Here is a 25,928-nt window from a genome sequence, read left to right as displayed (position 1 = left end):
ATGGGTGATTTAGGCATGGTCTTCATGTTGATACAGTTATTTTTTGGTGTGGTGATTGGTTTGTATTTCTGGAATCTGCTTCGGGGCCAGAAAACCAATCGCAGTGCCGTCGAGCGTGAGTCTCGCAAAGAGCTGGAGAAACTGCGTAAGCTGCGCTCCATTTCACTTACGAAACCACTCGCAGAGAAGACGCGTCCAGCTAGTATCAATGATATCGTGGGGCAAAAAGACGGCTTGCGTGCTCTCAAGGCAGCCTTGTGCAGTGCGAATCCGCAGCATGTAATCATTTATGGGCCTCCCGGAGTTGGGAAGACAGCAGCGGCCAGGGTGGTCTTAGAGGAAGCCAAAAAAAATCCATCATCACCGTTTAAGCCAGATGCCAAGTTTACAGAGCTGGATGCGACAACCGCTCGTTTTGACGAACGCGGGATTGCCGATCCCTTAATCGGTTCAGTACATGATCCGATATATCAGGGAGCAGGTGCTATGGGGGTTGCGGGCATTCCTCAACCGAAACCGGGAGCCGTCACCAAAGCCCATGGGGGCATGTTGTTTATCGATGAGATCGGTGAATTGCATTCCATTCAAATGAATAAATTACTCAAAGTGCTGGAAGACCGCAAGGTCTTTTTGGAAAGTGCGTACTATAACTCGGAAGACACGCATACTCCTGCTTATATCCACGATATTTTTCAAAATGGCCTGCCGGCCGATTTCCGTCTTGTCGGAGCGACGACACGTTCGCCTCATGAACTGCCTCCAGCGCTTCGTTCGCGATGCATGGAAGTATACTTCAGACCATTATTGCCGGAAGAGATCGGGAAAATTGCTGAGGACGCGGTGCAAAAAATCGGCTTCAGTCCTTGCCCGGATGCCGTTGAAGTGGTCAAGCGATATGCCACGAACGGACGCGAGGCAGTGAATATTATTCAGCTCGCTGCCGGACTGGCACTCACTGAAAAAAGGGAGACCCTTCAGGCCTCGGATGTCGAGTGGGTAGCTGGCAGCAGCCAAATCCAGCCGCGTCCGGATCGCAAGGTGCCTCAGCAGCCACAGGTTGGTTTTGTTAATGGCTTAGCCGTATATGGTCCCAATATGGGCACCATACTTGAGATCGAAGTGTCTGCCGTGCCTGTGCTCAAAGATCAGGGCCGAATCAATATTACGGGCGTGGTGGATGAGGAAGAGATTGGAGGCGGTTCGCGTACACTCCGGAGAAAAAGCATGGCCAAAGGTTCGGTTGAGAATGTGATAACCGTGTTAAAAGCCATGGGACTTCGTCCGAATGACTATGACTTGCATATCAACTTCCCGGGAGGAACACCAATTGACGGTCCATCAGCCGGAATTGCGATGGCCACGGCAATTGTCTCTGCTATTCAGGGACGTCCTGTTGACCATGAGACAGCGATGACTGGGGAGATCAGTATTCATGGCCGGGTGAAGCCGATTGGCGGCGTGCTCGCCAAAGTAGAGGCTGCTTTTCAGGCGGGAGCCAAGACCGTTATTATTCCCGCCGAAAACTGGCAGTCCATTTTTGAGAATCTGGATGGATTACGCGTCATTCCGGTAGATACGGTTCAGGATGTTTTTCGTGAGGTATTTGCCTGGGCGCCTGATTCTCAGCAGGCGGAGCAATCAAAGCACGCAGATGAGCCAGCAGCACCCGCTGCAGAGATTTTTCCTCCAGCATCTGCTTCATTTTTACGTGCTGACCTGACCCGTCCGGGACAGGTTACTGATTCGGGAAGCTGCTAAGCGCTTCCCTTCAATTGGTTTTTTATGTGAACATTTGATAGAATAATGAATGACTACAACCTGAGAGCCATTGGAGGTGCGAAAGCGATGGGACCGAGCAAAACGAAAGGTCGTCGTTTTCCTTTACTGCCTTTAAGAGGACTTCTCGTCTACCCGAGTATGGTACTGCATCTCGATGTGGGCCGGGAGAAATCGGTCAAGGCTTTAGAAAAAGCGATGGTAGAAGAACATTTGATTCTCCTATGTTCCCAAGCCGAGGTAAACATTGAAGAACCAACACAAGAAGATATTTTCAGAATCGGAACCGTTGCCAAGGTCAGACAAATGCTGAAGCTTCCAAACGGAACGATTCGTGTTCTGGTGGAGGGCTTGGAACGGGCTGAAATCATTGAATATACGGACAACGAGGAATATTACGAAGTGCTGGCACAGGAACTGCCTGAAGAAGAGAACAGCCATCCAGAGACGGATGCCCTGATGCGTACGGTTCTGAACCAGTTCGAAAATTATATTAATCTGTCCAAAAAGGTAACACCCGAGACACTTGCCGCTGTGTCCGATATTGAAGAGCCGGGCCGACTGGCTGATGTGATCACGAGTCACCTCTCCCTGAAAATCAAGGATAAACAGGAGATTCTGGAGACTATTGATGTTCGCGAACGTCTGGAGAAGCTTCTCGACATTCTCAATAATGAGCGGGAAGTGCTGGAGCTTGAACGCAAAATCAGCCAGCGCGTGAAGAAGCAGATGGAGAAAACCCAGAAGGAATATTATTTGCGCGAGCAAATGAAGGCAATTCAAAAAGAACTGGGTGAAAAAGAAGGCCGTGCGGGTGAGGTTGAGGAACTCCGTAACCAGATGGAGACGCTGGGCCTGCCGGACAATGTCAAGGAGAAGGTCGAGAAAGAGATTGACCGACTGGAGAAAATGCCTGCCAGCTCCGCTGAGGGCGGGGTCATTCGCAACTATGTGGATTGGCTGCTGGCTCTACCTTGGAGCGAGATGACAGAGGATGATCTGGATATTAAAAAAGCTGAAGATGTGCTGAATGCCGATCATTACGGTCTGGAAAAACCAAAAGAGCGTGTGCTTGAATATTTGGCAGTTCAGAAGCTTGTCAAAAAGCTTAAAGGGCCAATTCTCTGTCTGGTTGGTCCGCCGGGAGTAGGGAAAACGTCGCTTGCCCGTTCGATCGCAAGATCGCTGGGCCGGGAGTTTGTAAGAATCTCTCTCGGTGGCGTGCGGGATGAAGCGGAGATTCGTGGACACCGTCGTACGTATGTAGGTGCCATGCCTGGGCGTATCATTCAGGGAATGAAAACAGCCGGCTCACTTAATCCCGTTTTCCTGCTGGACGAGATCGACAAAATGGCATCAGACTTCCGCGGGGATCCATCTGCAGCGCTGCTTGAGGTACTTGATCCTGAACAGAATAGTACGTTTAGCGATCACTTTGTGGAACTGCCTTTTGACTTATCCAACGTCATGTTCGTTACGACCGCCAATACGGTGCACAACATTCCCCGTCCGCTGCTTGATCGGATGGAGATGCTCAATATTCCTGGGTATACGGAGATCGAGAAACTGCAGATTGCCAAAAACTATCTGCTGCCGAAGCAGAAGCGTGATCATGGTCTGGAAGAGGAACAGCTGGAGATTGGCGATGACAGCCTGCTCCGTGTCATTCGTGAATATACCCGCGAGTCTGGCGTACGGAATCTGGAACAGCAGATGGCTTCACTATGCCGGAAAGCGGCTAAAAATATCGTATCTGGTGCGGAAGGTCAGATCAATATCACACCGGATGAAATCAAGGACTACCTTGGACCTGGCAAGTTCCGTTACGGCATGGCCGAACTGGAAGACCAGATTGGTACCGTAACCGGGCTTGCATGGACCGAAGTAGGTGGAGATACGCTTGTTATTGAAGTCACGGTTGTGCCTGGAACAGGAAAGCTGACATTGACTGGTAAACTGGGTGATGTCATGAAGGAATCTGCTCAGGCAGCATTCAGTTATACCCGGTCCAAAGCGGCCCAGTTAGGCATTCCGGCTGACTTCCATGAGAAGAATGATATCCACATCCATGTACCTGAGGGAGCCATTCCTAAGGATGGACCTTCTGCAGGAATTACGATGGCTACAGCTTTGATTTCTGCATTGACGAACAAACATGTGTCGAAAGACATTGCGATGACGGGTGAGATTACGCTGCGTGGTCGCGTGCTGCCTATCGGCGGTTTGAAGGAAAAATCACTGGCAGCACATCGCGCCGGTTACAAAAAAATATTATTGCCCAAGGATAACGAACGGGACCTGCGAGACATTCCGGACAGCATCAAGGAAGATGTGGAATTTGTCCCAGTAGCCCATATGGATCAGGTGCTGCAGCATGCACTCGTGGAGCAGACAGGAATTCACCTGTAGATCCGGTTAACCAAGGGAGCGTGTGAAGAATGAACCGTTCTGCGGAAGCTTCGGCGTCCGCTGGAACGGTTTTTTTGGTATGATAGAACAATGATCCAAGGCATAATACGTTTATTAGCTTCTAATGCAAGAACAAGAGATCCAGAGAGGACAGATATATGATGAAAGTAAACCAATCCGAATTTATTATCAGTGCCGTTAGGCCTGAACAATATCCCGATGATGGCCTGCCGGAGATTGCTTTGGCGGGACGTTCAAACGTGGGCAAATCATCTCTGATTAATCGTTTGATTAACCGCAAAAATTTGGCACGAACAAGTTCGACACCGGGTAAAACGCAGCAGCTGAACTATTATAAAATTAACCAGGACCTATACTTTGTCGATTTTCCGGGTTATGGTTACGCCAAAGTTTCCAAGGAGCAGCGCTTTGCCTGGGGTAAAATGATGGAGAAATACCTGCTCGGCCGCAAGGAATTGAAGCTTGTCATGCAAATGGTGGACATGAGACATGAACCGTCCAAGGATGACAAGATGATGAATGAATGGCTTCGCCATCACGGATTGCCATTGGTAGTCGTAGCAACCAAAATGGACAAGATTCCAAAGACACGCAGAGCTAAACATATTAAAGTTATCAAGCAAGCGCTCGATCTACGTCCAGGAGACTTGTTTGTACCGTTTTCGTCAGAAGAAGGATTGGGTAAAGAAGAGTTGTGGGACATCATCACCCGCCATGCCCGCATAGATAAATATGCACCAGAAGTAATGGATGCAGAAGGTAATCCAGAAGAGGAAGAAAACACCGAAATTAACGGATGATATAGAGATTGTGCCATGTTAATGTGGAAAAGTGAGTAAGCTGGCTGAATAAAGAATGATTAATCGATTTTATCCATATTTTCATGGGATTTTATGAGAATTCACTGTTTTGTTCTGGAGCATATTGGTTTGGCGGTGGTGTATAATGAATGTAGGTGCGTTTATGCCACAGGAACAAAAATACCGGCTTTGCCGGCCTGAAGAATTTTGAGATGACTGCCCATAAGCAGGAAGGCAAAACAATCGGGGAAGAATTGAGGAGATTTGTATGGCTCAGCGGTTAGCCACAGAGTATGTTAATGCCACTTTTAAATTGTCAGAACCCCAGATGCATCAGTTTTTGCGCATATCGGACGATGGCCGGATTCATCACCGGGTTAAGGTGCTTGATAATGGTTGTCAGGAAATTGTGCTTGCAGATGTCAGTGGAGAGGAAGTTCATTTTCCTTTTGACCGTCAGAAAGGGTTTTACATCTGTGAGTTGTCTTGCCGTCTGGTAAACCATCATCTGACCAACGTTGTCCGAAAACTCTTTATGACCTTCAAGGGTGACGGCGTTGTTCATCGGATTTATGAAGAATTCACCATGACGTATGTTTATGCTCAAGGCTCTGTTCGTAAAATTGTAGAACAAAATGGGGAAAATACCCGACTGATTTATGAATACAAAAACACATTGCTTGAATTACAACGTCAGTTCCAGGCTCGGGATGTTGAGCGTGAAATTAACCGATTATATGCAGAGGTGGACACACTTCTGGATACTAGGATTCATACATCCGTTCCTGAAGAGCTTCATCAAATTGATGCGAGACTTGCTCGACACCAAAAACGGCTCTTTGAACTTGAGGCTTAACGAACCTTAAAACGCCCGTTATACGACTTTAAATGCTTGATCCATCCCCTTATTGATTCTGATCACAGGCACTTGCCGGTTCAGGTTCCGAAGGGGATTTTTTGTGAAGAATGCGTTCATTTAGGCTGGCAATAATTTATTTGTTTAACTGTAAAAAAAGGGTTGCATTCCTTTAAAATAGATGTTATTTTTATTCTCGTTGAAAAGAATATAGGAACCAGGATTCACTCAGGACATTATATGTTGCGAGAGGTTTTTCCCTCGGGAAGTGAATGACGTAGGTCCTAGCGGATGAAATTTTCAAACATTTTATTCCTAGGAAGGGGGAACCGAAGGATGGAATATTCAACTTTCGGAAGACACGTTGCTGTTGATGTTTGGGGTGTCGACTTTGATCTACTGAACAGTGCAGAGTATCTGCAAGCCCAACTGGTTGAAGCTGCAGAGGCATGTGGTGCGACAGTAATGTCCGTGCAATCCAAGCAGTTTGAGCCACAAGGAGCGACAGTGCTTGTGCTATTGTCAGAGAGCCATCTCTCCATTCATACGTATCCTGAGAGAGGGTTTGCGGCGATTGACTGCTACACCTGTGGTGAAACGGTAGACCCACAGCTGGCCATTGACTACCTGGTATCCGTTTTGAAACCGGAGAAAACGTACGCTAAGAAATTGGTGCGTGGATTGGGTGAACTGCAGGTCGTAACACCGACAATGCAACCCATCGAACTGGTCTAATTGATGTAGATAAACATGAGTAATGTTCACATATTGGGAAGGAAGCAATGATCCCGAATTATAGATAGTCATGGAATTATTCCATGACTATTTGTTTTAATATTCGAAGAAATGGATTTTAACGAATAACGGAGAAGATTGGTGAGACACTACAATAAATGACAATGCATAGGATAATCTACATGGGGATTTCATAAACATTTCATAAAAATGGCCCGGTCGCGGTCATGATGTGTGATATAATTAACCATGTCAAGCATAAATGGATGGAGATATGTAGAAAACACTTTGATTGGAAATTTATTAGGCAGGTGAACTTGCAATGCACATCGTTGTAGTTGGTTTGAATTATCGCACGGCGCCTGTAGAGGTTAGGGAACGATTCACATTTGCAGAAAAAGACTTGTCTGAAGCGCTGCAGCAGCTCAAGCTGACCAAGAGTGTATTGGAAGGTGTAATCGTAGCCACATGTAACCGTACCGAGTTGTATGTTGTGGTAGACCGTCTTCACATGTGTGGTTATTTTATTCGTACGTTTATGGAACAATGGTTTAATGTTCCACGGGAAGAATTTACGCAACACTTATATATATATGAAGATGATCAAGCCATTCGCCATTTGTTCCGTGTTATTTGCGGGCTGGATTCCATGGTGATTGGTGAAACACAGATTCTTGGACAGGTGAAGCAGGCTTTTTTCACTGCCCAGGAAGAGAAATCGACAGGCACCTGGTTTAACATGCTGTTCAAACAGGCGGTAACTCTGGGCAAGAGAGCACATTCGGAGACTTCCATTGGAGAAAGTGCAGTCTCGGTCAGTTACGCAGCTGTTGAACTGGGGAAACGTATTTTTGGCATGTTTACGGACAAGAAGGTACTTATTCTTGGAGCGGGCAAAATGAGTGAGTTGACAGTCAAGCATCTGTACGCCAATGGAGCCTCAGAGGTCATTGTAGCGAACAGAACTCTTGCAAGGGCTCAGGAGCTGGCTGCCAAGTTCAGGGGAACCCCTTGCACGATGGAGCAGGCTTTGGAGAGACTGAGTGAGGTTGATATTGTCATCAGTTCGACAGGTGCAGAGCGATATGTTCTGGATGCTTCCGTTGTCCGTGAGAGCATGAAGCGCCGTCAATCACGTCCATTATTCCTGATCGATATTGCGGTTCCTCGGGATATTGATCCGGCCATCGGAGAGTTATCCAACGTATTCCTTTATGATATTGATGATCTGGAAGGGATCGTGGAGAGCAATCTGGAGATGCGCAAGGTGGAAGCGGCCAAAATCGAAAAAATGATTGAACTGGAGATGGAAGACTACTATCACTGGCTCAAAACATTAGGCGTTCGCCCGGTGATTCGGGCATTGCAGGAGAAAGGAGCTTCCATTCATGAAGATACGATGGAGAGTCTCTTTAATAAACTGCCTGAGCTGGACGAACATCAGCGTAAGGTGATCCGTCGTTTAACCAAAAGCATCGTGAATCAAATGACGACAGATCCGATCAACCGGATCAAGGAAATGGCTGGCGGCAAGCATGGAGATGAAGCACTACGCATGTTCACCCAAATTTTTGCCTTGGAGGATGCAGTGGAGACGGCCGCAGAAAAAGTAAACCAAAGCGATGCCTCGGCCTTGGGTAAACCGGCCGCCGTTCATCTTAAAGACAACCGGCAAGACGCAATGCCGGCTTATGCTCCGGCAAGTGTATAAGGGCGGGTGAACAGCTTGACCCTTTCTGAACAAATCTATGAAGCTCTGATCTATATGTATGCCCTGAGCCTTCTGTTCTATTTCTCGGACTGCATTCGACGGAATGCGGGGGCGAAGCGAACGGGCACAGGGTTTCTTGTTGTTGTCTGGCTGCTTCAGGTCGTTCATGTGATTTTGCGAATGTGGACCGAGGGCCATTTTCCGATGTATACAACGTTCGATTTTCTGTTTATCTTTTCGTTTAGTATCGTATTGATGTCCCTCGGGATGATACGTGTCCAGCGTTCGGAATTTGTCATCCTGCTATTGAATATCGTGGGCTTCTCAGTTACCGTACTGAATCGATTGTGGTTTACAGCTGGGGAGATCTCGCTGCATAACTGGCAGACCGTTCACGGGCTGCTGATCATGCACATTACGCTGGCAAATCTGGGCTTTGCAGCCCTCACAGTAGCTGCGGTCTTCGCCATGTTGTATCTGTTCCTGCACCGTAAATTGAAAAACAAAAAATGGAATGATACGATGCGGCGGATGCCGAGTCTTGAAGTCATTGGCAAATACATGGATGGCGCAACATTGATCGGAACACCGTTACTTGGCGTCTCCGTGGTGCTGGCCGTATTATCCATTGTCGCTGAGACCAGGTGGTATCTGCTTTTGGATCTGAAAGTCATTGCGACAGGTCTCGCTATCGCGATCTATATCGGTTATTTTGTTTCTAAGCAGAGAAAGCAGTTTTCCAACATCATCATGGCAAGATGGACATTGATTGGATATGGTTTTGTCATTATGAGCTTTTTATCCAATGCGTATTCAGCGTTTCATCGTTGGACAGGAGAGTGAGGACTATGGATCGCTATACGCCGTTATATGTAAATACTTCAGGCAAAACCTGCTGCGTTGTTGGGGGCGGACGTGTTGCCGAACGTAAGATCAAAGGTTTGCTTCACGCCGAAGCACATATTAAGGTGTTTAGTCCGGAAATCACATCGGAGCTGAAACAACTGCATCAGGAGTCCCGAATTGAGTGGATAGCCCGGTCCTACCGCAAAGGTGATTTGCGGGGGGCCTTTCTCGTATATGCAACAACGGATCATGTTGAAGTCAACGCACAGGTAGTACAGGAAGCTAACGATGCGGGCATAATGGTGAATGATGCGATGTCTTCCGAGAACAGTGCGTTCATCACCCCCAGTGTGGTCAGGCGTGGAAGATTGAGCATTGCCATCTCAACGGCTGGAGCAGGACCGGCAGCTGCTGCAGAGATTCGATCTACACTGGAGCAGCAATTTGGAGAAGAATACGAGACGTATATTGAATTTCTGCATCAGATGAGGATTCAAGTGAAGTCACGTGTGTCGTCTCCGCGTGTGCGAAGCGTTTTACTGCGGCGATTGACTGAAATGAATGTGCTGGAGGATATCCGTGCAGGGCAATTTCGGTGGTGGACAGAAGAAGAAATCGGGAGCTGGATATCCCGTAATCAGGAGGAGCTGTAGACATGCGTACAATTAAAGTGGGAAGCAGACAAAGCGCACTGGCTTTGACACAGACAGGCCATGTAATTCAGGATTTACGCAGCATTTGTGAGCGAGAAGGTTTAGCATTTGACTTTGAAGTACATAAGATCGTTACGAAGGGTGACTTGATTCTCGATGTAACGCTGTCCAAAGTCGGTGGCAAAGGTCTGTTTGTCAAAGAGATCGAACAGGCCATGTTGGATCGAACCATTGATATGGCTGTGCACAGCATGAAGGATATGCCGTCCGAACTGCCGGAAGGATTAATCAACGGCGCTGTTCCGCGCCGTGCTGACCCACGTGATGCATTGATTTCCAATGGGGGGTTATCTCTGGATCAATTGCCGGAAGGGGCGAGAGTGGGGACAAGCAGTCTCCGTCGTTCCAGTCAGTTAAAGGCATACCGCCCGGATCTGCAGCTCGAATCCCTGCGTGGTAACATTGACTCACGTCTTCGCAAGCTGGAGACAGAGGGGCTCGATGCTATTATTTTAGCTGCTGCAGGATTGTATCGAATGGGCTGGCAGGATCGGATTACCGAGTATCTGTCCGAAGAGGCTTGCCTTCCTGCCGTTGGCCAGGGTGCACTGGGAATTGAATGCCGTGAGGATGACGCAGAGCTGCTTCATCTGTTGAAGCTGTATAACGATCCGGAGACTGCTTTTCCTGTTATGGCAGAACGTAAATTCCTCAGTGTATTGAATGGGGGATGTCAGGTGCCTATCGGTGCTCATGCCGTCTGGAATCGTCAGCAAGATACAGATTCCCCGAATGGGCAAAACACGTTACAATTAACGGGTATGGTTGGTACGCCGGATGGCGGACTGATTCTTAAAGAAGCTCTGACCGGAACAGATCCGGTACGTCTTGGAGAAGAAGTAGCGTGGAGATTGATTGAACGGGGAGCAGAGCAGATACTGGCAGAAGTTAGGGGATGAGGACATGGTGGGAAAGGTCTTTTTGGTAGGAGCAGGTCCAGGGGATGCTAAGCTGATAACGGTAAAAGGATGGGAGTCTATCGGCAAAGCAGATGCTGTAGTCTATGATCGTTTGGCCAGTCCGAGATTGTTAAAACAGATGAAGCCTGGCGCAGTGAAGATTTACGTAGGCAAGCGGCCTGACCGTCACACGATGAAACAGGAAGAGATTAATCAGCTGCTCGTCGATCTGGCCCTTGAAGGGAAAGTGGTTGTTCGGCTGAAGGGCGGAGATCCAACGATATTTGGACGCGTTGGCGAAGAGGCAGACCTGCTGCGCAAAAACGGCATTCCTTTTGAAATCGTGCCTGGGGTTACCGCAGCCATAAGTGTGCCTGCTTATGCCGGAATACCGGTGACCCACCGCGATTATGCATCATCCATTTCCATTATTACAGGGCATGAAAGCCCGGACAAGCTGGATCGCAGCATCCATTGGGATAAAGTAACGAACGCAACGGGAACACTGGTATTTATGATGGGTGTGGCCAAGATCGGCTATATCAGTGAACAGCTCATCCGTCATGGCCGTCCGGCACAGACACCAGTCGCACTGGTTCGTTGGGGAACAAGAGCTGAGCAGGATACCCTTGTGGGTACGCTTGAAAATATAGAAGCCAAGGTTATTGCAGCCAACTTCCAACCGCCTGCAGTCATTGTTGTGGGGGAAGTGGTGAACCAACGTGAGCAATTGAAATGGGCTGAGGTACTACCGTTGTTCGGCAAACGAATTCTGGTGACGCGCGCTCGCAGTCAGGCGAGTGAGCTGGTGAACCGCATCGAGGAACTTGGTGGTGAACCGTATGAGTTTCCAGTTATCGAAACCGTTATGCCTTCGAGTGAAAAAGGAAAACAAAGTGTCAAGGATGCCTTCGGTGCGTTAAATACATTTGATTGGGTATTTTTCACGAGCGTAAACGGTGTGGAATTTTTCTTCCGTCATCTGGAAGAGCAAGGCAAGGATATCCGGGCTATGCATCAAGCAAGAGTTGCTGCGGTTGGACCTTCAACTGCCGAGGCCTTGCGCAAACACGGTATTTTTGCCGAAGTGGTCAAAGGGCCCTTTCAGCAGGAAGGTATGCTGGAAGCTTTTGAGAGTGAACTGAAAAAAGGTCAGAAAGTGCTGCTTCCCCACGGTGATCTGGCACGATCCTGGTTGCCTGACCAGTTGAAGGAACGTGGACTTGAGGTCACGGAAGCGATCATCTATGACACCGTACTCGCGGGTGAGGATGATGATGAACTTCTGAAGCTGCTGGAAGAAGGCGGTATTCACGCGGTGACGTTCACGAGCTCTTCAACGGTTACGAACTTCATGGAGATGCTTAAACGGATGGGGCTCCAAGATCCATTACCGTTGTTAAAGAATGTCGAGGTTGCTTGCATAGGGCCAGTGACTGCCAAAACGGCAGAAGCAGCTGGCTTGAAGGTAACGCTGATGGCCGCAGAAGCAACGATCGAAAGTATGATCTCTGCGCTGATTGAGTGGAAAAGGACGCCTTCTCCAGAAGGGGCTGTGCCTCGTTGATTTAGGAAGTGTAGCGCTATTGTAATAGATCGTATCCATATACCAAAATGCAGATTGATGAAGCGTGCTGAATTCGTTAGGATACCGGCGCGCTTCCCTTTTTGCTCTACTTTACTCTAAGAGAGGATGTATCTATATGAGTTTTCCAATTGTACGACACCGTCGCTTACGTCAATCTACAGGCATCCGCAATATGGTCAGAGAGACTCATCTGACCGTGGATGATTTTATCCAGCCCATCTATGTAACTTACGGTGAAAACGTAAAATCCGAGATCAAATCGATGCCAGGCGTATTCCGTTTTTCTCTTGACCGTCTGCAGGAAGAGGTAAAAGAGATTGCCGATCTGGGAATTCCGGCCGTGTTGTTGTTCGGTATTCCTGAGACAAAGGATAGTATTGGTTCTTCTGGTTTCGCTGAAGATGGTATTGTGCAGGAAGCAACGAAATTGATTAAGTCCTGGTATCCCGACCTGCTGGTTGTGGCAGATACCTGCCTGTGTGAATTTACGGATCACGGGCACTGCGGCATGGTGCATACCGTGGAAGTTGACGGACATATCTGCGGAGATGTTCTGAATGATGAATCACTGGATCTGCTTGTAAAAACAGCTGTATCCCAAGCCAAAGCAGGCGCGGATATTATTGCCCCATCCAATATGATGGATGGATTCGTCCAGGCCATTCGTGCAGGACTGGATGAGAATGGATTCAGCCATATTCCAATCATGTCATACTCCGTTAAATATGCATCTGCTTTTTATGGTCCCTTCCGTGAAGCAGCGGATTCCACACCACAGTTTGGGGATCGCAAATCATATCAGATGGACCCGGCCAATGCCCGCGAGGCATTGCGCGAAGCCGAAACGGATGTGCTTGAAGGAGCAGACATGCTGATGGTGAAACCGTCACTCTCCTATCTGGACGTGATGCGTACAATCAAGGATCAATTTGACCTCCCGCTTGTGGCCTATAATGTAAGTGGTGAGTATGCTATGGTGAAGGCTGCAGCAATGCAGGGTTGGATTGATGAGAAAAAGGTCGCCATGGAAATTCTGCTTAGCATGAAACGTGCGGGTGCGGATATGATCATTACGTATTACGGAAAAGATGCCTCCCGCTGGTTGGCTGAGAAGTAATCGTTCTTTGTAATTACACGTTTGCTAAGAGAGTCGTTATAAAATGATCAACATATAGCAAGGCCCTGCACGACCCTGTTATGTCGCTTGTATAGATCATTGTATAGATCAGTTTACTGTTCATATAAGAGCGGGGCCTATATATTAAGGAGGATGTTCATGACTGCACAATCAGGAAAAAGACGAAACGATGAGCGCTCACGCAGCGCATTCGAGGAAGCCAAGCAGTACATACCTGGAGGCGTAAACAGTCCCGTTCGGGCATTCAAATCCGTAGGACTTACCCCGATCTATGCAGAACGCGGAGAAGGGTCCAAGATTTACGATATTGATGGCAATGTATTTATTGATTATGTGGGCTCATGGGGACCGCTTATCATGGGACATGCCCATCCTGATGTTGTTGAAGCACTGCGTGAAACAGCTCTGAAAGGAACGAGCTTTGGTGCTCCAACGCTGCTGGAGACCGAGATGGCTAAGCTTGTTTGCGAACGCGTACCATCCATTGATATTGTGCGGATGGTCAACTCGGGTACGGAAGCAACCATGAGTGCCATCAGGTTGGCGCGCGGTGTAACGGGCCGCAGCAAAATTTTGAAGTTTGAAGGTTCATATCACGGACATGCGGACAGCTTGCTGATCAAAGCGGGCTCCGGTGTCGCTACCCTTGGATTGCCAGACAGTCCTGGAGTTCCTGAAGGGGTCGCTACCAATACGATCACGGTACCTTACAATGATCTGGAATCGGTTAGCCTTGCCTTTGAACGTTTTGGTGAGGAGCTGGCTGCTGTCATTGTCGAGCCTGTGGCTGGGAATATGGGCGTTGTACCTCCGGCAGAGGGCTTTCTTGAAGGCCTGCGCAGTCTGACGAGCCAGTACGGCAGCCTGCTCATTTTTGACGAAGTCATGACCGGTTTCCGTGTCGGCTTGAACTGTGCACAGGGGCGATATGGTGTTACGCCCGATCTGACATGTCTTGGTAAAGTTATCGGCGGCGGCCTTCCGGTCGGAGCATATGGTGGTCGTCGGGATCTGATGGAGCAGATCGCTCCAACCGGCCCGATCTATCAAGCGGGAACACTGAGTGGTAACCCACTGGCTATGGCAGCAGGGTATACCACCCTCAAGCTGTTGACACCGGAAGTCTATGATCGTTTGGAGACGTTGTCGGCTCGTTTGCAGGCTGGCTTCGAAAAGAATGCAGCAGAGACGGGTATTGCAGTAACCATTAACCGCGTTGGTTCCATGGTATGTCCATTCTTCAGCAGTGTACCTGTTACCAATTACGATATAGCCAAAGGAAGCAATTTGGATCAATTTGTTCGCTACTTTGCAGCAATGGTTGATCAGGGTGTAAGCGTGGCACCTTCCCAGTTTGAAGGCATGTTTGTGTCTGGTGTGCATACAGAGCAGGACATTGATGATACGATTGAAGCAAACCGCAAGGCTCTTCAATCTCTATGACGATCAAAAGTTGGAAGCGTCGTGGAGAATGGCTGGAGCTGATGCCAGGCAAAGTGGTAACAGGCAGTCCAGACAGACAGCTTGCGGCAGAGCAATGGCTGCTCACTGAACTTTCGTTTCCAGAAAAGCTGCTTCGTCAGCTCAAGGCAAATCACGGAATTCAACTCGCAGGGGACCGGCTTCGGCTGGCCCTTTTTGCATCTCGGCCCATTGATGTTGAACCCCGTTGGGCAGAGATTGAGGTGCTGTACGAGGATGATTTTAGTCTGGTTGTACATAAACCCGCGGGTATGAAGCTCCATCCGGATGGAACTCTTGCCGATCATGCCATTACGCTGGATCACGCTGTCGCCTCTTATTATGAGATCAATGGTATCGACACCAGCGTGCGCCATGTGCACCGCCTCGATGAAGATACAACAGGCCCCGTTCTCTACGCCAAGAATGCTTTTGCTCTGGCAAAATTGGATGAGGCAATGCGTCGCAAAGAAATTGGGCGTCAGTATGTAGCCATTGCGGAAGGGCAGGTACCTCCGGAATGCAGCAAAATTGATGCGCCCATCGGTAAGGACAGGCATCATAAGCAGCGCAGACGCGTTTCCGAGAGTGGGCAGGAAGCAGTAACACATGTAGAGATTGTGGAAGTGTGGGAGCGGGCTACACTTGTGCGTTTAATACTGGATACTGGACGTACACATCAGATCAGAGTGCATCTGAGTTATGCCGGATACCCGCTTGTTGGCGATCAGCTGTATGGAGGAAGGTCAGATGCCATTGGACGCCAGGCACTTCATGGTGAAGTGTTAACGTTTAATCATCCGCTCACGGGAGCGCTGATTGAAGTTCAAGATCCGTGGCCTTCCGATTTTGAACAGCTAGTCCAGCGGGAACGCACAACCTAATAAAAAGGCAAGCTTTGAACAAAGGTGGCATGCTCATCTCATCGATGGCATATAGATGGGGTAACGAAGGATTTGGACCATGGATCAGTCCCATGAGAAGGATCATGGTGAACATATGCCGAAAGGAGGACGCCACCTTTGTTGAATCAACCTTATGGTTTGCGGTTCGATATTTATGAGCGCGTTCATTTGTCCGAGGGAGTCCCTGCCATTGAGGAACTGGAGGAAATTGAGTTATACCCGCGTATTCAAGTCATCGGTCAGGATGATCATGCAACGTTGCGAGGCCATCTTTTGCTTACAGGTGCGTATCGGGGAGAGAACGAGATCTCGGAGGAACTGAAACATTTTATTCCGGTTGAGATCACAGTTCCCCTGAATCGGGTAAGATCACTTGAGGATATCTCAATTGAGATTGAAAACTTTGATGTGGATTTGTTATCCAGCCGAAGCTTGAATATTACAGGTGTGTTGTCACTGCGTGGCATTGAGGGCTTTCCTGTTGAAGAGCCGCAGGCCTGGTCGGCGGAAGAGTTTACCGTGGTACACTCCCCTGATCCGCAGCAGGTTAACCGCTCTCCGGAGGCGGGGGATGCAGATGCTGGCTTGAACACCTTTGCCCAGGAATATCTGCTGCAGCGCAGTGAAGAGGAAGGTCTGCCTATAACGGCCGAGTCTCTAGACACATCTGAATTGCCAGGAAATCCGCAGCAAGCCGCTGAAGAAACTATCCGTTATGAAGAAGATGCGCAGCCGGAAGAGCAGTTAATTCCTGCACCGCAACAGATCTATGCTGATACGCCTGAGAATCAATATGAAGAAGAATATCAGAAAAGACCGGCTGAAGATAACGCTCCTTCATTAATCACCCAAGAAGATGAAGCAACCGGTAATGAAGTGCCCTCCTCACCTTCACCCGTCTCGTCTTTTATGGCGGAGACTGCAGACCGGCTGGCTTCTTATCCGGAGTCAGAGCCATTGCTACCTCTGGCTGAGGAATCACCATCTATCTGGGCCGAGCCTTCCGTGGAGACCTTACATACAAACACGGGGCTGAGCCAACAACCATCGGAAGACGTGGCTGTTTCGAATGTTTGGAACTTCGAATCTTCCAGGTCAGGTTCACCGCAGGAAGATCAGACGGAGGCTGAGAAGCCAGCAGAGAATTGGCAGGAAGTGTTTGGAGCGTCTGAACTGGAATCTGCCGAGGGGGAAAGACCTTCTGCACCGGAAGCAGTGGATGCAGATGAATCTTCAGAGCCTGTTTCGTTCATTCCTGAACCTGTGGCTGAGACAGAAGACAAGCCAGAGCTCAAAGTCGCGTTTGGCAGCAAGAGGGAGTCTTCACCAAGACAGGAAGAAGGGGTGGGTATCTCGTCCCTGTTATCTTCGGGTAGGTCAGTGCGGGATACAGAAACGGATCGGGAGGACGATTCGGTCGCTGGCTCCGTACAGGAAGAAGCCTACCAGGCAGATGATGTTCAGTGGAAGAACCTGTTCTTGGGCACGATTGTGGATCAGACACCATTCCGCAAAGTTAAACTGTGCATCGTCCAGCGGGAAGAGACGTTGGATAGCATTGCTGACCGCTACCAATTGAGCACCCGGGAGCTCCAGTTATACAATCGGTTATCTGAACAGGTCGTTGAAGAGGGGCAGATTCTATACATCCCCTGATCTCTGACTTGTAAAATAACGTCCATACCAACCCGCGATCCAATAAGGATTGCGGGTTTTTGCTGCTTTTTGGCTTAACATGCAGGGCTGCCGCCCGTTTCCGCTGTTGTCAGGTTGACTATCGGGCACGGTCAGGGTATGATGTGTTTAGGTTTTTTAAAGAACAACGTCGAATGGGAGTAGTAGACAGCAAGGCCTTTCAGAGAGCGGGATTGCAGCGCTGAGAAATTCCGCAGGAACCTACTGATCGAAGTCGCCCGGGAGTTGCCTGTTTGAATATGAGGAACGATGAGACATGTCATTGTGATTTGTTTGTTCCTGAAGTAGGATGGGCCGGTAGCAGCCGTTATCTGCTTGAAGTGTCACGATAGCCTCAGAAAGGCATGCTGTTTCTTTCTGTCTGCGTGAAACAAAGGTGGTACCGCGAAAGCTAACCTTTCGTCCTTTGATGGATGAAAGGTTTTTTTGTTTTTTGGCGATGATGATTAAGTAACGGAGGAATGACACATGTCTGAAGAAAAAAAATCAGCGGCAACTGAAATGCCGACGACGTATGATCCGAAAGCTGCGGAGCAGAAATGGTATTCTACCTGGACAGAGCGTGGATATTTCAAGGCTGGTCAGCGCAAGGATGCTGAGCCGTTTACCATTGTAATTCCACCCCCGAACGTAACAGGCATGCTTCATATCGGGCATGCACTGGATTTTACACTGCAGGATATCCTGATCCGCACCAAACGGATGCAAGGATATGACGCTTTGTGGCTTCCAGGTTCTGACCATGCAGGTATTGCGACTCAAACCAAAGTAGAGCAAAAGCTGCGTGAAGAAGGCTTGACCCGCTATGATCTCGGACGCGAGAAGTTCCTGGATAAAGTCTGGGATTGGAAAGACCAATACGCGACAACGATCCGTCAGCAGTGGGGTAAAATGGGGCTCTCCCTGGATTATTCACGTGAACGCTTCACGCTCGATGAAGGGCTTTCCCAAGCGGTGCGCAAAGTGTTTGTTCAGCTATATGAAAAAGGCTTGATTTACAGAGGCAAACGCATTATTAACTGGGATCCGGTGAACCGTACTGCATTGTCTGACATCGAGGTTGAGTACAAAGAGGTTCAGGGACACCTGTATCATCTGAAATATCCACTTAAGGACGGTAGCGGTTATGTTACAGTGGCGACGACTCGTCCGGAGACGATGCTCGGTGATACTGCGGTTGCGGTTCATCCAAAAGATGAACGCTATGCAGACATGATTGGCAAAACGCTGATCCTGCCGATCATCGGCCGGGAGATTCCGGTTATTGCAGATGATTATGTAGATAAGGAATTCGGAAGCGGTGCTGTAAAAATTACGCCTGCACATGATCCGAATGACTTCGAAGTGGGTCTTCGCCATAACCTGCCTCAGATCACAGTAATGGATGAGACAGGTACCATGAATGCGGAAGCAGGCAAATATCAGGGTATGGATCGCAGTGACTGCCGCAAGCAGATCGTTGCAGATTTGCAGGAACTGGGTGTCTTGATCAACATTGAGGATCACACACATCAGGTTGGACACAGCGAACGGACGGGAGCTGTGGTTGAGCCTTATTTGTCCACACAATGGTTTGTTGAGATGAAACCTCTCGCCGAAAGAGCCATTCAAAAACAGCAAAACGGGGAAGGCGTAAACTTCGTTCCGGATCGTTTTGAGAAAACATATCTGAACTGGATCGAAAATGTTCGTGACTGGTGTATCTCACGTCAGTTGTGGTGGGGACATCGTATTCCTGCCTGGTACGACGATGAGACTGGCGAAATTATTGTATCGGCTGAAGATCCAACAACCCTGCCAGAGTACGCTGGTCGTAAGCTGAGACAGGATGAAGATGTTCTGGATACATGGTTCAGTTCGGCATTATGGCCTTTCTCCACGCTCGGCTGGCCTGAAGATGCAGAAGATCTGAAACGTTACTATCCGACAAGTGTGCTTGTAACCGGATATGACATCATTTATTTCTGGGTTGCACGGATGATCTTCACAGCTCTGGAGTTCACGGACGAAATTCCATTCAAAGATGTTCTGATGCATGGTCTGGTTCGTGATGCGGATGGCCGCAAAATGTCCAAATCACTCGGTAACGGTGTGGATCCGCTGGATGTTATTGAGAAATATGGTGCAGACGCGATGCGTTATATGATCTCCACCAGCAGCACGCCTGGCCAGGATCTTCGTTTCCGCTGGGAGCGGGTAGAACAGGCACGTAACTTTGCGAACAAAATCTGGAATGCATCACGTTTCGCACTGATGAATCTGGAAGGCTTTACTTACGAAGATCGCGACATCAGCGGAGAGCTTGGAACAGCCGATTATTGGATTCTGCACCGTCTGAACGAAACTTCCCGCGATATTACGCGTCTAATCGAAGCATACGAATTTGGGGAAACAGGGCGATTGCTGTACAACTTTATCTGGGATGACCTCTGTGACTGGTATATTGAATTTTCCAAGTTGTCCTTCTACGGTGAAGATCCGGTTGCCAAGAAGAAAACACAATCGGTACTCGCTTATGTCCTGGATCATACCATGCGCCTGATTCACCCGTTTATGCCTTACATCTCGGAAGAGATCTGGCAGCATCTGCCTCATGAAGGCGAGACGATTACACTTGCATCTTGGCCAGTGTACGATCCTGCCCTGGAAAATCCGGAAGCCGTTGCCGAAATGAACCTGCTCATGGATACCATTCGTGCCGTACGTAACATTCGTGCAGAAGTAAACGTGCCGATGAGCAAGAAGATTGAATTGATGGTAAAAGCGAACAGTGCCGAGACATTCAGTATTATCGAACGCAACAGCCATTACATTCAACGATTCTGCAATACATCCGAGTTCGACAGCGGACTTGATCTGAGTTCACCGGATAAGGCCATGAGCGCTGTAATTACGGGAGCTGAACTTTACTTGCCGCTGGCGGGACTGATTGATATTGAGCAGGAAGTGGCTCGCCTGGAGAAAGAGCTGCAGAACCTTGAAGGCGAAGTACTCCGTGTAGAGAAAAAGCTGGCCAATGAAGGCTTCGTAGCCAAGGCACCAGCCAAGGTTATTGAGGAAGAGCGCGCCAAACAAGCGGATTATTCGGATAAACGGGATAAAGTCATCGCCCGGATCAAGGAACTGAAAGGTTAATGTTTCTGGGTCGGATGGAGAGCAAGCATGCCATCCGGCCGCTTTTTTCAATCAAACTCGGGACCGAAGGTGAAACATATGACGGAACTTAATGGCACGGGCGTAGATGCCCCTCTGCATACCTATGACGAGGCTGTGGACTGGATCAATGGCCTTATTCCTTTTGGCATCAGACCCGGATTGGAACGAATCACGGAGCTCATGTCATTGCTCGGTAATCCTCATCAGCGTCTCAAATTTATTCATGTCGCGGGAACGAACGGAAAAGGTTCGACTTGCGCTTTTTTGACGTCGGTGCTGCTTCAGGCGGGGTACGATGTAGGAACGTTTACGTCTCCGTATATCACGAAATTCACGAATCGTTTTCAATACAACGGCGAGGATATTCCGGAAGAGACTCTGCTGAAGCTGGCGAATCGACTCCATCCGCTGGTCACAGATATGGCCACTACTGTTCTTGGATCACCTACCATGTTCGAAGTGTCTACAGCCCTGGCACTCTTGTACTATGCAGAAGAGTGTTATCCGGATGTAGTAGTATGGGAGACTGGGCTGGGGGGAAGGATGGACGTAACGAATATCGTTACACCCGTGGTTTCGGTCATTACGAATATCGGTATGGATCATACGGATGTCCTGGGTGATACCATTGAAGCGATCGCGGGAGAAAAAGCAGGCATTATTAAACCAGGCGTACCTGTTGTCACCTGTGTTACACAGCCAGAGGCTGTTAAGGTGATTCAGGAAAAGGCCCAGCAAGTCCGATCAACTGTGTATTTGTCCGGAGAACAATTTTCTTACCATAGACTCCATAGTGATGAGAATGGTCAATCCTTTCATTTTGCTGGACCATTCCGCGAGCTGGATGCTCGCATTCGAATGCAGGGTATTTATCAGATGGATAATGCTGCGGGTGCTCTTATGGTGCTTGAATTGCTCAGACAGTACATGGCATTCATTCTGGATGACAGAGATATTGCCCTTGGATTGGAGAATGCCTTCTGGGCTGGCCGATTCGAGAAGGTCGTTCACGAACCCCGAATTGTACTGGATGGTGCGCATAATCCGGAAGGGGCAGAGTCACTGGCCAAGAGCATTGTCGACGTATATCCTCACAACAAGTTAAATTTGATGATGGGCATGCTGGCGAATAAGCATCACGAAGCGTATTTGCAGCATATACTGCCACTAGTGGATACGCTGATCCTGACCGAGCCAGATTTCCGACGCAAAATGGATGCAGCCGAATTGCTGCAGATCGTCGAGCGGTTACGTCCCGCCATTGCGAAAGAGAATCTGGAAATCATCGTCGAGCCCGATTGGGCGAAGGCACTTGATCTATTGAAGTCACGGACGGAAGCGGAAGATCTGGGGGTGGTGTCCGGCACACTGTATCTCATTGCAGATGTGAGGGCAGCCCTTTTGCATCAAACCGATTCTGAAAAAGGTTGGTGAAAGTTTTGTTAAATACATCAGAACACGTTCATTTTATAGGGATTGGCGGATATGGCATGAGTGCCATCGCACGAGTTATGCTGGAGATGGGATACACCGTTACCGGATCGGACGTCGCTTCACAGGAGTTGACTGAGAAGCTGGCAGCCAAGGGAGCGAAAATATATATCGGACATACGGCTGAACACGTAAATGGAGCAGATCTTGTGGTCTATTCTACAGCAGCTCCGGCGGATAATGTGGAGCGAGTGGCAGCCGAGCAGCTTAATATTCCGATTCTTCACCGTGCACAGATGTTGGCGCGCCTGCTCAATGAGCGCAAAGGTGTTGCGGTTGCAGGTGCCCACGGCAAAACGACGACTTCCTCAATGATTGCACTTGTCATGGACAAATGCGATACAGACCCAACGTATATCATTGGCGGAGAAATCATGAATTTGGGAACCAATGCGAAGGCGGGCCAGGGCGATTGGGTCGTGGCTGAAGCAGATGAGAGTGATGGATCGTTCTTGCAGTATCATCCGTGGCTAGGTATTGTGACCAATATTGAAGCCGATCATTTGGAGAATTACAACAGCGACTTCGAGGAGCTCAAAAAAGCGTATGTACAGTTCTTGAGTCAAATTCGTCCGGAAGGAACAGCCATTGTCTGTGCGGATGATGAGAACGTTCAAAGCATTTTACCTGAGCTGAAATCCCGAGTCACGACATACGGCATTGATCAGAAGGCTGATTATATGGCATCGGATATCGTACTGGGTGACCGCAGAATCTCCTTCACCATGAGCCATCAGGGTAACGCACTGGGAACGGTAGAGCTCTCTGTTCCAGGCAAACATAATGTTTACAACGCCATGGCTACGGTCATTACCTGTCTGGAAGCAGGCATTCCGTTTGAGAAAATCACGGCTGCCATTATTCAGTTCCATGGTGCCAAACGCAGGTTCCAGGTGCTGGGTGAAGCACGGGATATTCTGGTTATCGATGACTATGCTCATCATCCGACTGAAATTGAGGCAACCATCAGTGCAGCGAAAGCGACAGGGAAACGTATTATCGCGGTGTTCCAACCGCAGAGATATACGCGTACCTTCTTCCTGCTGGATGCGTTTAGTCGTGCTTTCGCTGAGGCAGATGAGGTACTTATTACCGACATCTATTCTCCGGCGGGAGAAAAACAGATTGAAGGTGTTCACTCCGCTAAGCTGGTTGAACTGATTGTTCAGAATAGTAATGCTGCTGCTCGTTATTTGCCTACCAAGGAAGAAGTGGTAGCCGATTTGCAGAATCGTCTGCAGCCAGGAGATCTTGTCCTCACGATGGGAGCAGGGGACATCTGGAAGGTTGGCGACACACTTGCCAAAGGACTGAAATAGTCCATTTTATGACCCGCTTTGCTTCGTAAAGAAGCAGGCGGGTTTTTGAATTTCTAGGAATCTTTCATTGTCTCTGGGCATATAGCTGATATAAATGGGACAAAGGAGAGGGTACGGGGTGAGCAATGCTAGAATGACGTTTCGTTTCGGGGAGAACGAGTCGGACAAGCCGAATCATAAGGATGAGAAAGTGATTGGAACCTTTCCACCCTTATCTGATGAGATATCGCACAGTGCTCCGCGGATCGATGTCGCGCCTTCATGGACACCGGAGGATATCCCTGGAGATTGGGGAGAGACCACCCTGAGCGGAACAAGTATACTGGAGCCGGATCAGAGAAAGGACCGGAATCCGGATCCTGTACAGTCGCAGTATGTTTATTCGGATTCTACAGTGTACCCTGACGAAAATGAGAAAGAGCTTCCTGAAGACAGCAATGATGTGGGTCATGACTGGATGGTGGATCGTGATCATTACTCCTACAAGCGAAATCGCCCTCCGAGGGGCTGGAAGATGATTGGTTCGGTTACGGGAGCACTGGTCACCGGTGCCCTTTTCGGTATGGTTATTCTCTCTTTTTTTAATCGGGAAGGAACAGGTCCGGACGTGCTTCCCCAAACCAATCAACCAGTATCGAGTGTGACGGGAGTGCAGGGGGCTTCCGGGACGGACCAACAAGCACAGTCAGCACTTAGCGGAGGCAGTTACTATGCGCTTCAGTACGGTGTTTTTAGTTCGCCTGAACGTGCTGAACAGGCCAAGCTTGAACTCTCACAGGCTGGAATCGCTGCAGGAACGGATCCGGACGATGGGAATCGGGTGTATGCGGGCATCTCTTCCGACCGTGAGGAAGCCAAACTGCTGAGCTCTCGTCTTAAGGCGGAGGGTGTGGAATTGTATGTCAAAGAGATCGCATATCCTGCAGTGGACTCTGCAGCTCTCGGTATGAATGAGGAAGATGTTCAGCTCTTCTTCAGCAGCAGCAATGCATTGGTGGAGCAACTATCCACATTGTCCATCGGGCAGCTTGGTCAAGCAAATCCAGAGCCTGTAGCCTCGGAAACGATGACTGCATTACAGAATCAGCACCAGGCCTGGATAACAGGTGTGGGTAAACTCTCGGCAGGTCTCGGACAAGAAGCAGCGCCGATCGTTTCAACCATGGAAAAATCGATGAACAGTGCAATTACGGCAGTTGCCGAGTATAACAAAAATCCCTCCGATGTACACATGTGGGCGGTACAAGCGGATCTGATGGATTATGTTCTGCAGCAGAAAAAATGGCTTGAAGGGATTAAGCAATAAGTTTTCCTTCCCCTAACACAGCCCCGAAATCCCTGTCCGGCAAGGAACTGGAAATAGTTCCCCTTGCCGGATTTGTGTTTGTATTGACGTACAAAACCCCGTATAATAATGTGGGTGTCAAAAAATGGCGAGGGAAGATAACCGATGAAAAAAAACTTCGGCATGTTAATACTGTTTCTTCTGCTCGGCTGGATGGCCGGAGCGTGGATCGCCAAGGCACTGCAGCCAGTCAAGGCTGTAGCCATTCTAACCAAAGCCACGACCATACGTTGGTCACCGCAGGCTGATCTGGATATTATCAGTTATGACATTTCATTTCAATTTCAAATGAGCCTCCTCAGTTTGATTGGTATTATTGCGGCTGTATGGCTGTATCGCAGACTGTAGGAGAATGACGATTTTTGACGACGAAACTAAGCGAATGACATCTACTATGGTGATGCGACAGATGTCGCCGTAGCATAAGGAGCCGTTTATTTTGAATAAATTACAATCGCGCCCTATTATTCTGGCCTCCACTTCGCCGCGGCGCAAGGATCTGATCGCTTCACTTCAACTAGCTTTCAAAGTAATACCGAGTCACGCGGACGAAGACACGCCGCCGGAATGGACTCCTGAGCAGACGGTTCAGGAGCTCGCCATGCGCAAAGCAATGGCTGTCTATCGTGGGCTTGAAGGTCAGGAACAGGACGCCATCATTGTAGGCAGTGACACTGTCGTTGTGCTGGATGGAGACATTCTGGGCAAACCTGTGGATGAACAGGATGCTGAACGTATGCTCGCCAGACTTCAGGGACGTACACATCGTGTATTCACTGGAGTTGCATGTGTTGATGCTGGAGATGGAAAGTCCGTTGTGCACTATCGGCAGACAGAAGTAACGATGAAGGAGCTGTCCGAGGCAACGATCGGGGCGTATGTTCAGACAGGCGAGCCTATGGACAAAGCAGGGTCGTATGCAATTCAAGGAATTGGCGCTTCACTGGTAGACCGCATTGAAGGATGTTACTTTAATGTTGTGGGTTTGCCTCTTTCCCTGCTCAGCGACATGTTGGATGGATTCGGAGTTCATGTGCTGCCGCGAGCCTGATTGTGGGAAATGA

20 protein-coding genes and 1 other annotated feature are annotated in these 25,928 nt (G+C 48.9%); all 20 genes read left to right on the top strand.

All coding sequences use genetic code 11. The annotated features are described in order from the left end of the window. Window positions 1-1,758: an ATP-dependent protease LonB gene (gene lonB, locus AC3WQ3_RS08080; protein ID WP_154896293.1), complete on the top strand. Its 1,758-nt coding sequence runs from the start codon at window positions 1-3 to the stop codon at window positions 1,756-1,758. Between the two features lie 87 nt (window positions 1,759-1,845). Then, complete coding sequence (gene lon / locus AC3WQ3_RS08075) at window positions 1,846-4,185, top strand: endopeptidase La (protein WP_336782764.1); 2,340 nt, start codon at window positions 1,846-1,848, stop codon at window positions 4,183-4,185. A 161-nt stretch (window positions 4,186-4,346) separates the two neighbouring features. Beyond that, window positions 4,347-5,006, top strand: a complete 660-nt coding sequence (yihA, locus tag AC3WQ3_RS08070; RefSeq protein WP_127541107.1) for a ribosome biogenesis GTP-binding protein YihA/YsxC — start codon at window positions 4,347-4,349, stop codon at window positions 5,004-5,006. 268 nt (window positions 5,007-5,274) lie between these two features. Further along, window positions 5,275-5,862, top strand: a complete 588-nt coding sequence (locus tag AC3WQ3_RS08065) for a non-ribosomal peptide synthetase module (protein ID WP_127541059.1) — start codon at window positions 5,275-5,277, stop codon at window positions 5,860-5,862. Between the two features lie 336 nt (window positions 5,863-6,198). Beyond that, on the top strand, window positions 6,199-6,597 hold the full coding sequence (speD, locus tag AC3WQ3_RS08060; protein WP_095293297.1) for an adenosylmethionine decarboxylase: 399 nt from the start codon (window positions 6,199-6,201) through the stop codon (window positions 6,595-6,597). A gap of 322 nt (window positions 6,598-6,919) precedes the next feature. Beyond that, on the top strand, window positions 6,920-8,308 hold the full coding sequence (gene hemA / locus AC3WQ3_RS08055; RefSeq protein WP_095361417.1) for a glutamyl-tRNA reductase: 1,389 nt from the start codon (window positions 6,920-6,922) through the stop codon (window positions 8,306-8,308). 15 nt (window positions 8,309-8,323) lie between these two features. Beyond that, on the top strand, window positions 8,324-9,151 hold the full coding sequence (gene ccsA, locus AC3WQ3_RS08050; protein ID WP_419720052.1) for a cytochrome c biogenesis protein CcsA: 828 nt from the start codon (window positions 8,324-8,326) through the stop codon (window positions 9,149-9,151). Between the two features lie 5 nt (window positions 9,152-9,156). Beyond that, on the top strand, window positions 9,157-9,807 hold the full coding sequence (locus AC3WQ3_RS08045; RefSeq protein WP_492471936.1) for a precorrin-2 dehydrogenase/sirohydrochlorin ferrochelatase family protein: 651 nt from the start codon (window positions 9,157-9,159) through the stop codon (window positions 9,805-9,807). Between the two features lie 2 nt (window positions 9,808-9,809). Then, a complete protein-coding gene (gene hemC / locus AC3WQ3_RS08040) occupies window positions 9,810-10,766 on the top strand; it encodes a hydroxymethylbilane synthase (protein ID WP_336782758.1) in 957 nt (318 codons plus the stop codon). Window positions 10,767-10,770: 4 nt separating this feature from the next. Further along, window positions 10,771-12,333 (top strand): uroporphyrinogen-III C-methyltransferase, encoded by a 1,563-nt coding sequence (gene cobA / locus AC3WQ3_RS08035; RefSeq protein WP_336782756.1) that lies wholly within the window; start codon window positions 10,771-10,773, stop codon window positions 12,331-12,333. 136 nt (window positions 12,334-12,469) lie between these two features. Then, window positions 12,470-13,471 carry a porphobilinogen synthase gene (gene hemB / locus AC3WQ3_RS08030; protein WP_336782754.1) on the top strand — a complete coding sequence of 334 codons (1,002 nt, stop codon included), beginning with the start codon at window positions 12,470-12,472 and terminating at the stop codon, window positions 13,469-13,471. 159 nt (window positions 13,472-13,630) lie between these two features. After that, window positions 13,631-14,935 carry a glutamate-1-semialdehyde 2,1-aminomutase gene (gene hemL / locus AC3WQ3_RS08025; RefSeq protein ID WP_336782752.1) on the top strand — a complete coding sequence of 435 codons (1,305 nt, stop codon included), beginning with the start codon at window positions 13,631-13,633 and terminating at the stop codon, window positions 14,933-14,935. Next, on the top strand, window positions 14,932-15,837 hold the full coding sequence (locus AC3WQ3_RS08020) for an RluA family pseudouridine synthase (protein ID WP_336782750.1): 906 nt from the start codon (window positions 14,932-14,934) through the stop codon (window positions 15,835-15,837). Before hemL ends, AC3WQ3_RS08020 begins: the two co-directional genes overlap by 4 nt. A 138-nt stretch (window positions 15,838-15,975) precedes the next feature. Then, entirely contained in the window at window positions 15,976-17,514 is a 1,539-nt protein-coding gene (locus AC3WQ3_RS08015; protein ID WP_336782748.1) for a LysM peptidoglycan-binding domain-containing protein, read from the top strand. Window positions 17,515-17,674: 160 nt separating this feature from the next. Beyond that, window positions 17,675-17,963 (top strand) — a binding site (T-box leader). A 58-nt stretch (window positions 17,964-18,021) separates the two neighbouring features. Beyond that, window positions 18,022-20,688 (top strand): valine--tRNA ligase, encoded by a 2,667-nt coding sequence (locus tag AC3WQ3_RS08010; RefSeq protein ID WP_336782746.1) that lies wholly within the window; start codon window positions 18,022-18,024, stop codon window positions 20,686-20,688. A 78-nt stretch (window positions 20,689-20,766) separates the two neighbouring features. Beyond that, the gene (locus tag AC3WQ3_RS08005; RefSeq protein ID WP_095361444.1) at window positions 20,767-22,143 is read left to right on the top strand and encodes a bifunctional folylpolyglutamate synthase/dihydrofolate synthase; all 1,377 of its coding nucleotides are present in this window, start codon (window positions 20,767-20,769) and stop codon (window positions 22,141-22,143) included. Window positions 22,144-22,148: 5 nt separating this feature from the next. After that, entirely contained in the window at window positions 22,149-23,519 is a 1,371-nt protein-coding gene (gene murC / locus AC3WQ3_RS08000; RefSeq protein ID WP_127541081.1) for a UDP-N-acetylmuramate--L-alanine ligase, read from the top strand. A 133-nt stretch (window positions 23,520-23,652) separates the two neighbouring features. Continuing rightward, window positions 23,653-24,825, top strand: a complete 1,173-nt coding sequence (locus AC3WQ3_RS07995) for an SPOR domain-containing protein (protein WP_492471935.1) — start codon at window positions 23,653-23,655, stop codon at window positions 24,823-24,825. A gap of 144 nt (window positions 24,826-24,969) precedes the next feature. Next, window positions 24,970-25,212, top strand: a complete 243-nt coding sequence (locus AC3WQ3_RS07990; protein WP_095293309.1) for a DUF4321 domain-containing protein — start codon at window positions 24,970-24,972, stop codon at window positions 25,210-25,212. A gap of 91 nt (window positions 25,213-25,303) precedes the next feature. Then, window positions 25,304-25,915 (top strand): Maf family protein, encoded by a 612-nt coding sequence (locus AC3WQ3_RS07985; protein ID WP_154896282.1) that lies wholly within the window; start codon window positions 25,304-25,306, stop codon window positions 25,913-25,915. The last annotated feature ends 13 nt before the right edge of the window (window positions 25,916-25,928 follow it).

The sequence above is a fragment of the Paenibacillus sp. FW104-T2 genome (assembly GCF_058789975.1).
This window is presented reverse-complemented; position numbering and strand designations above follow the sequence as displayed.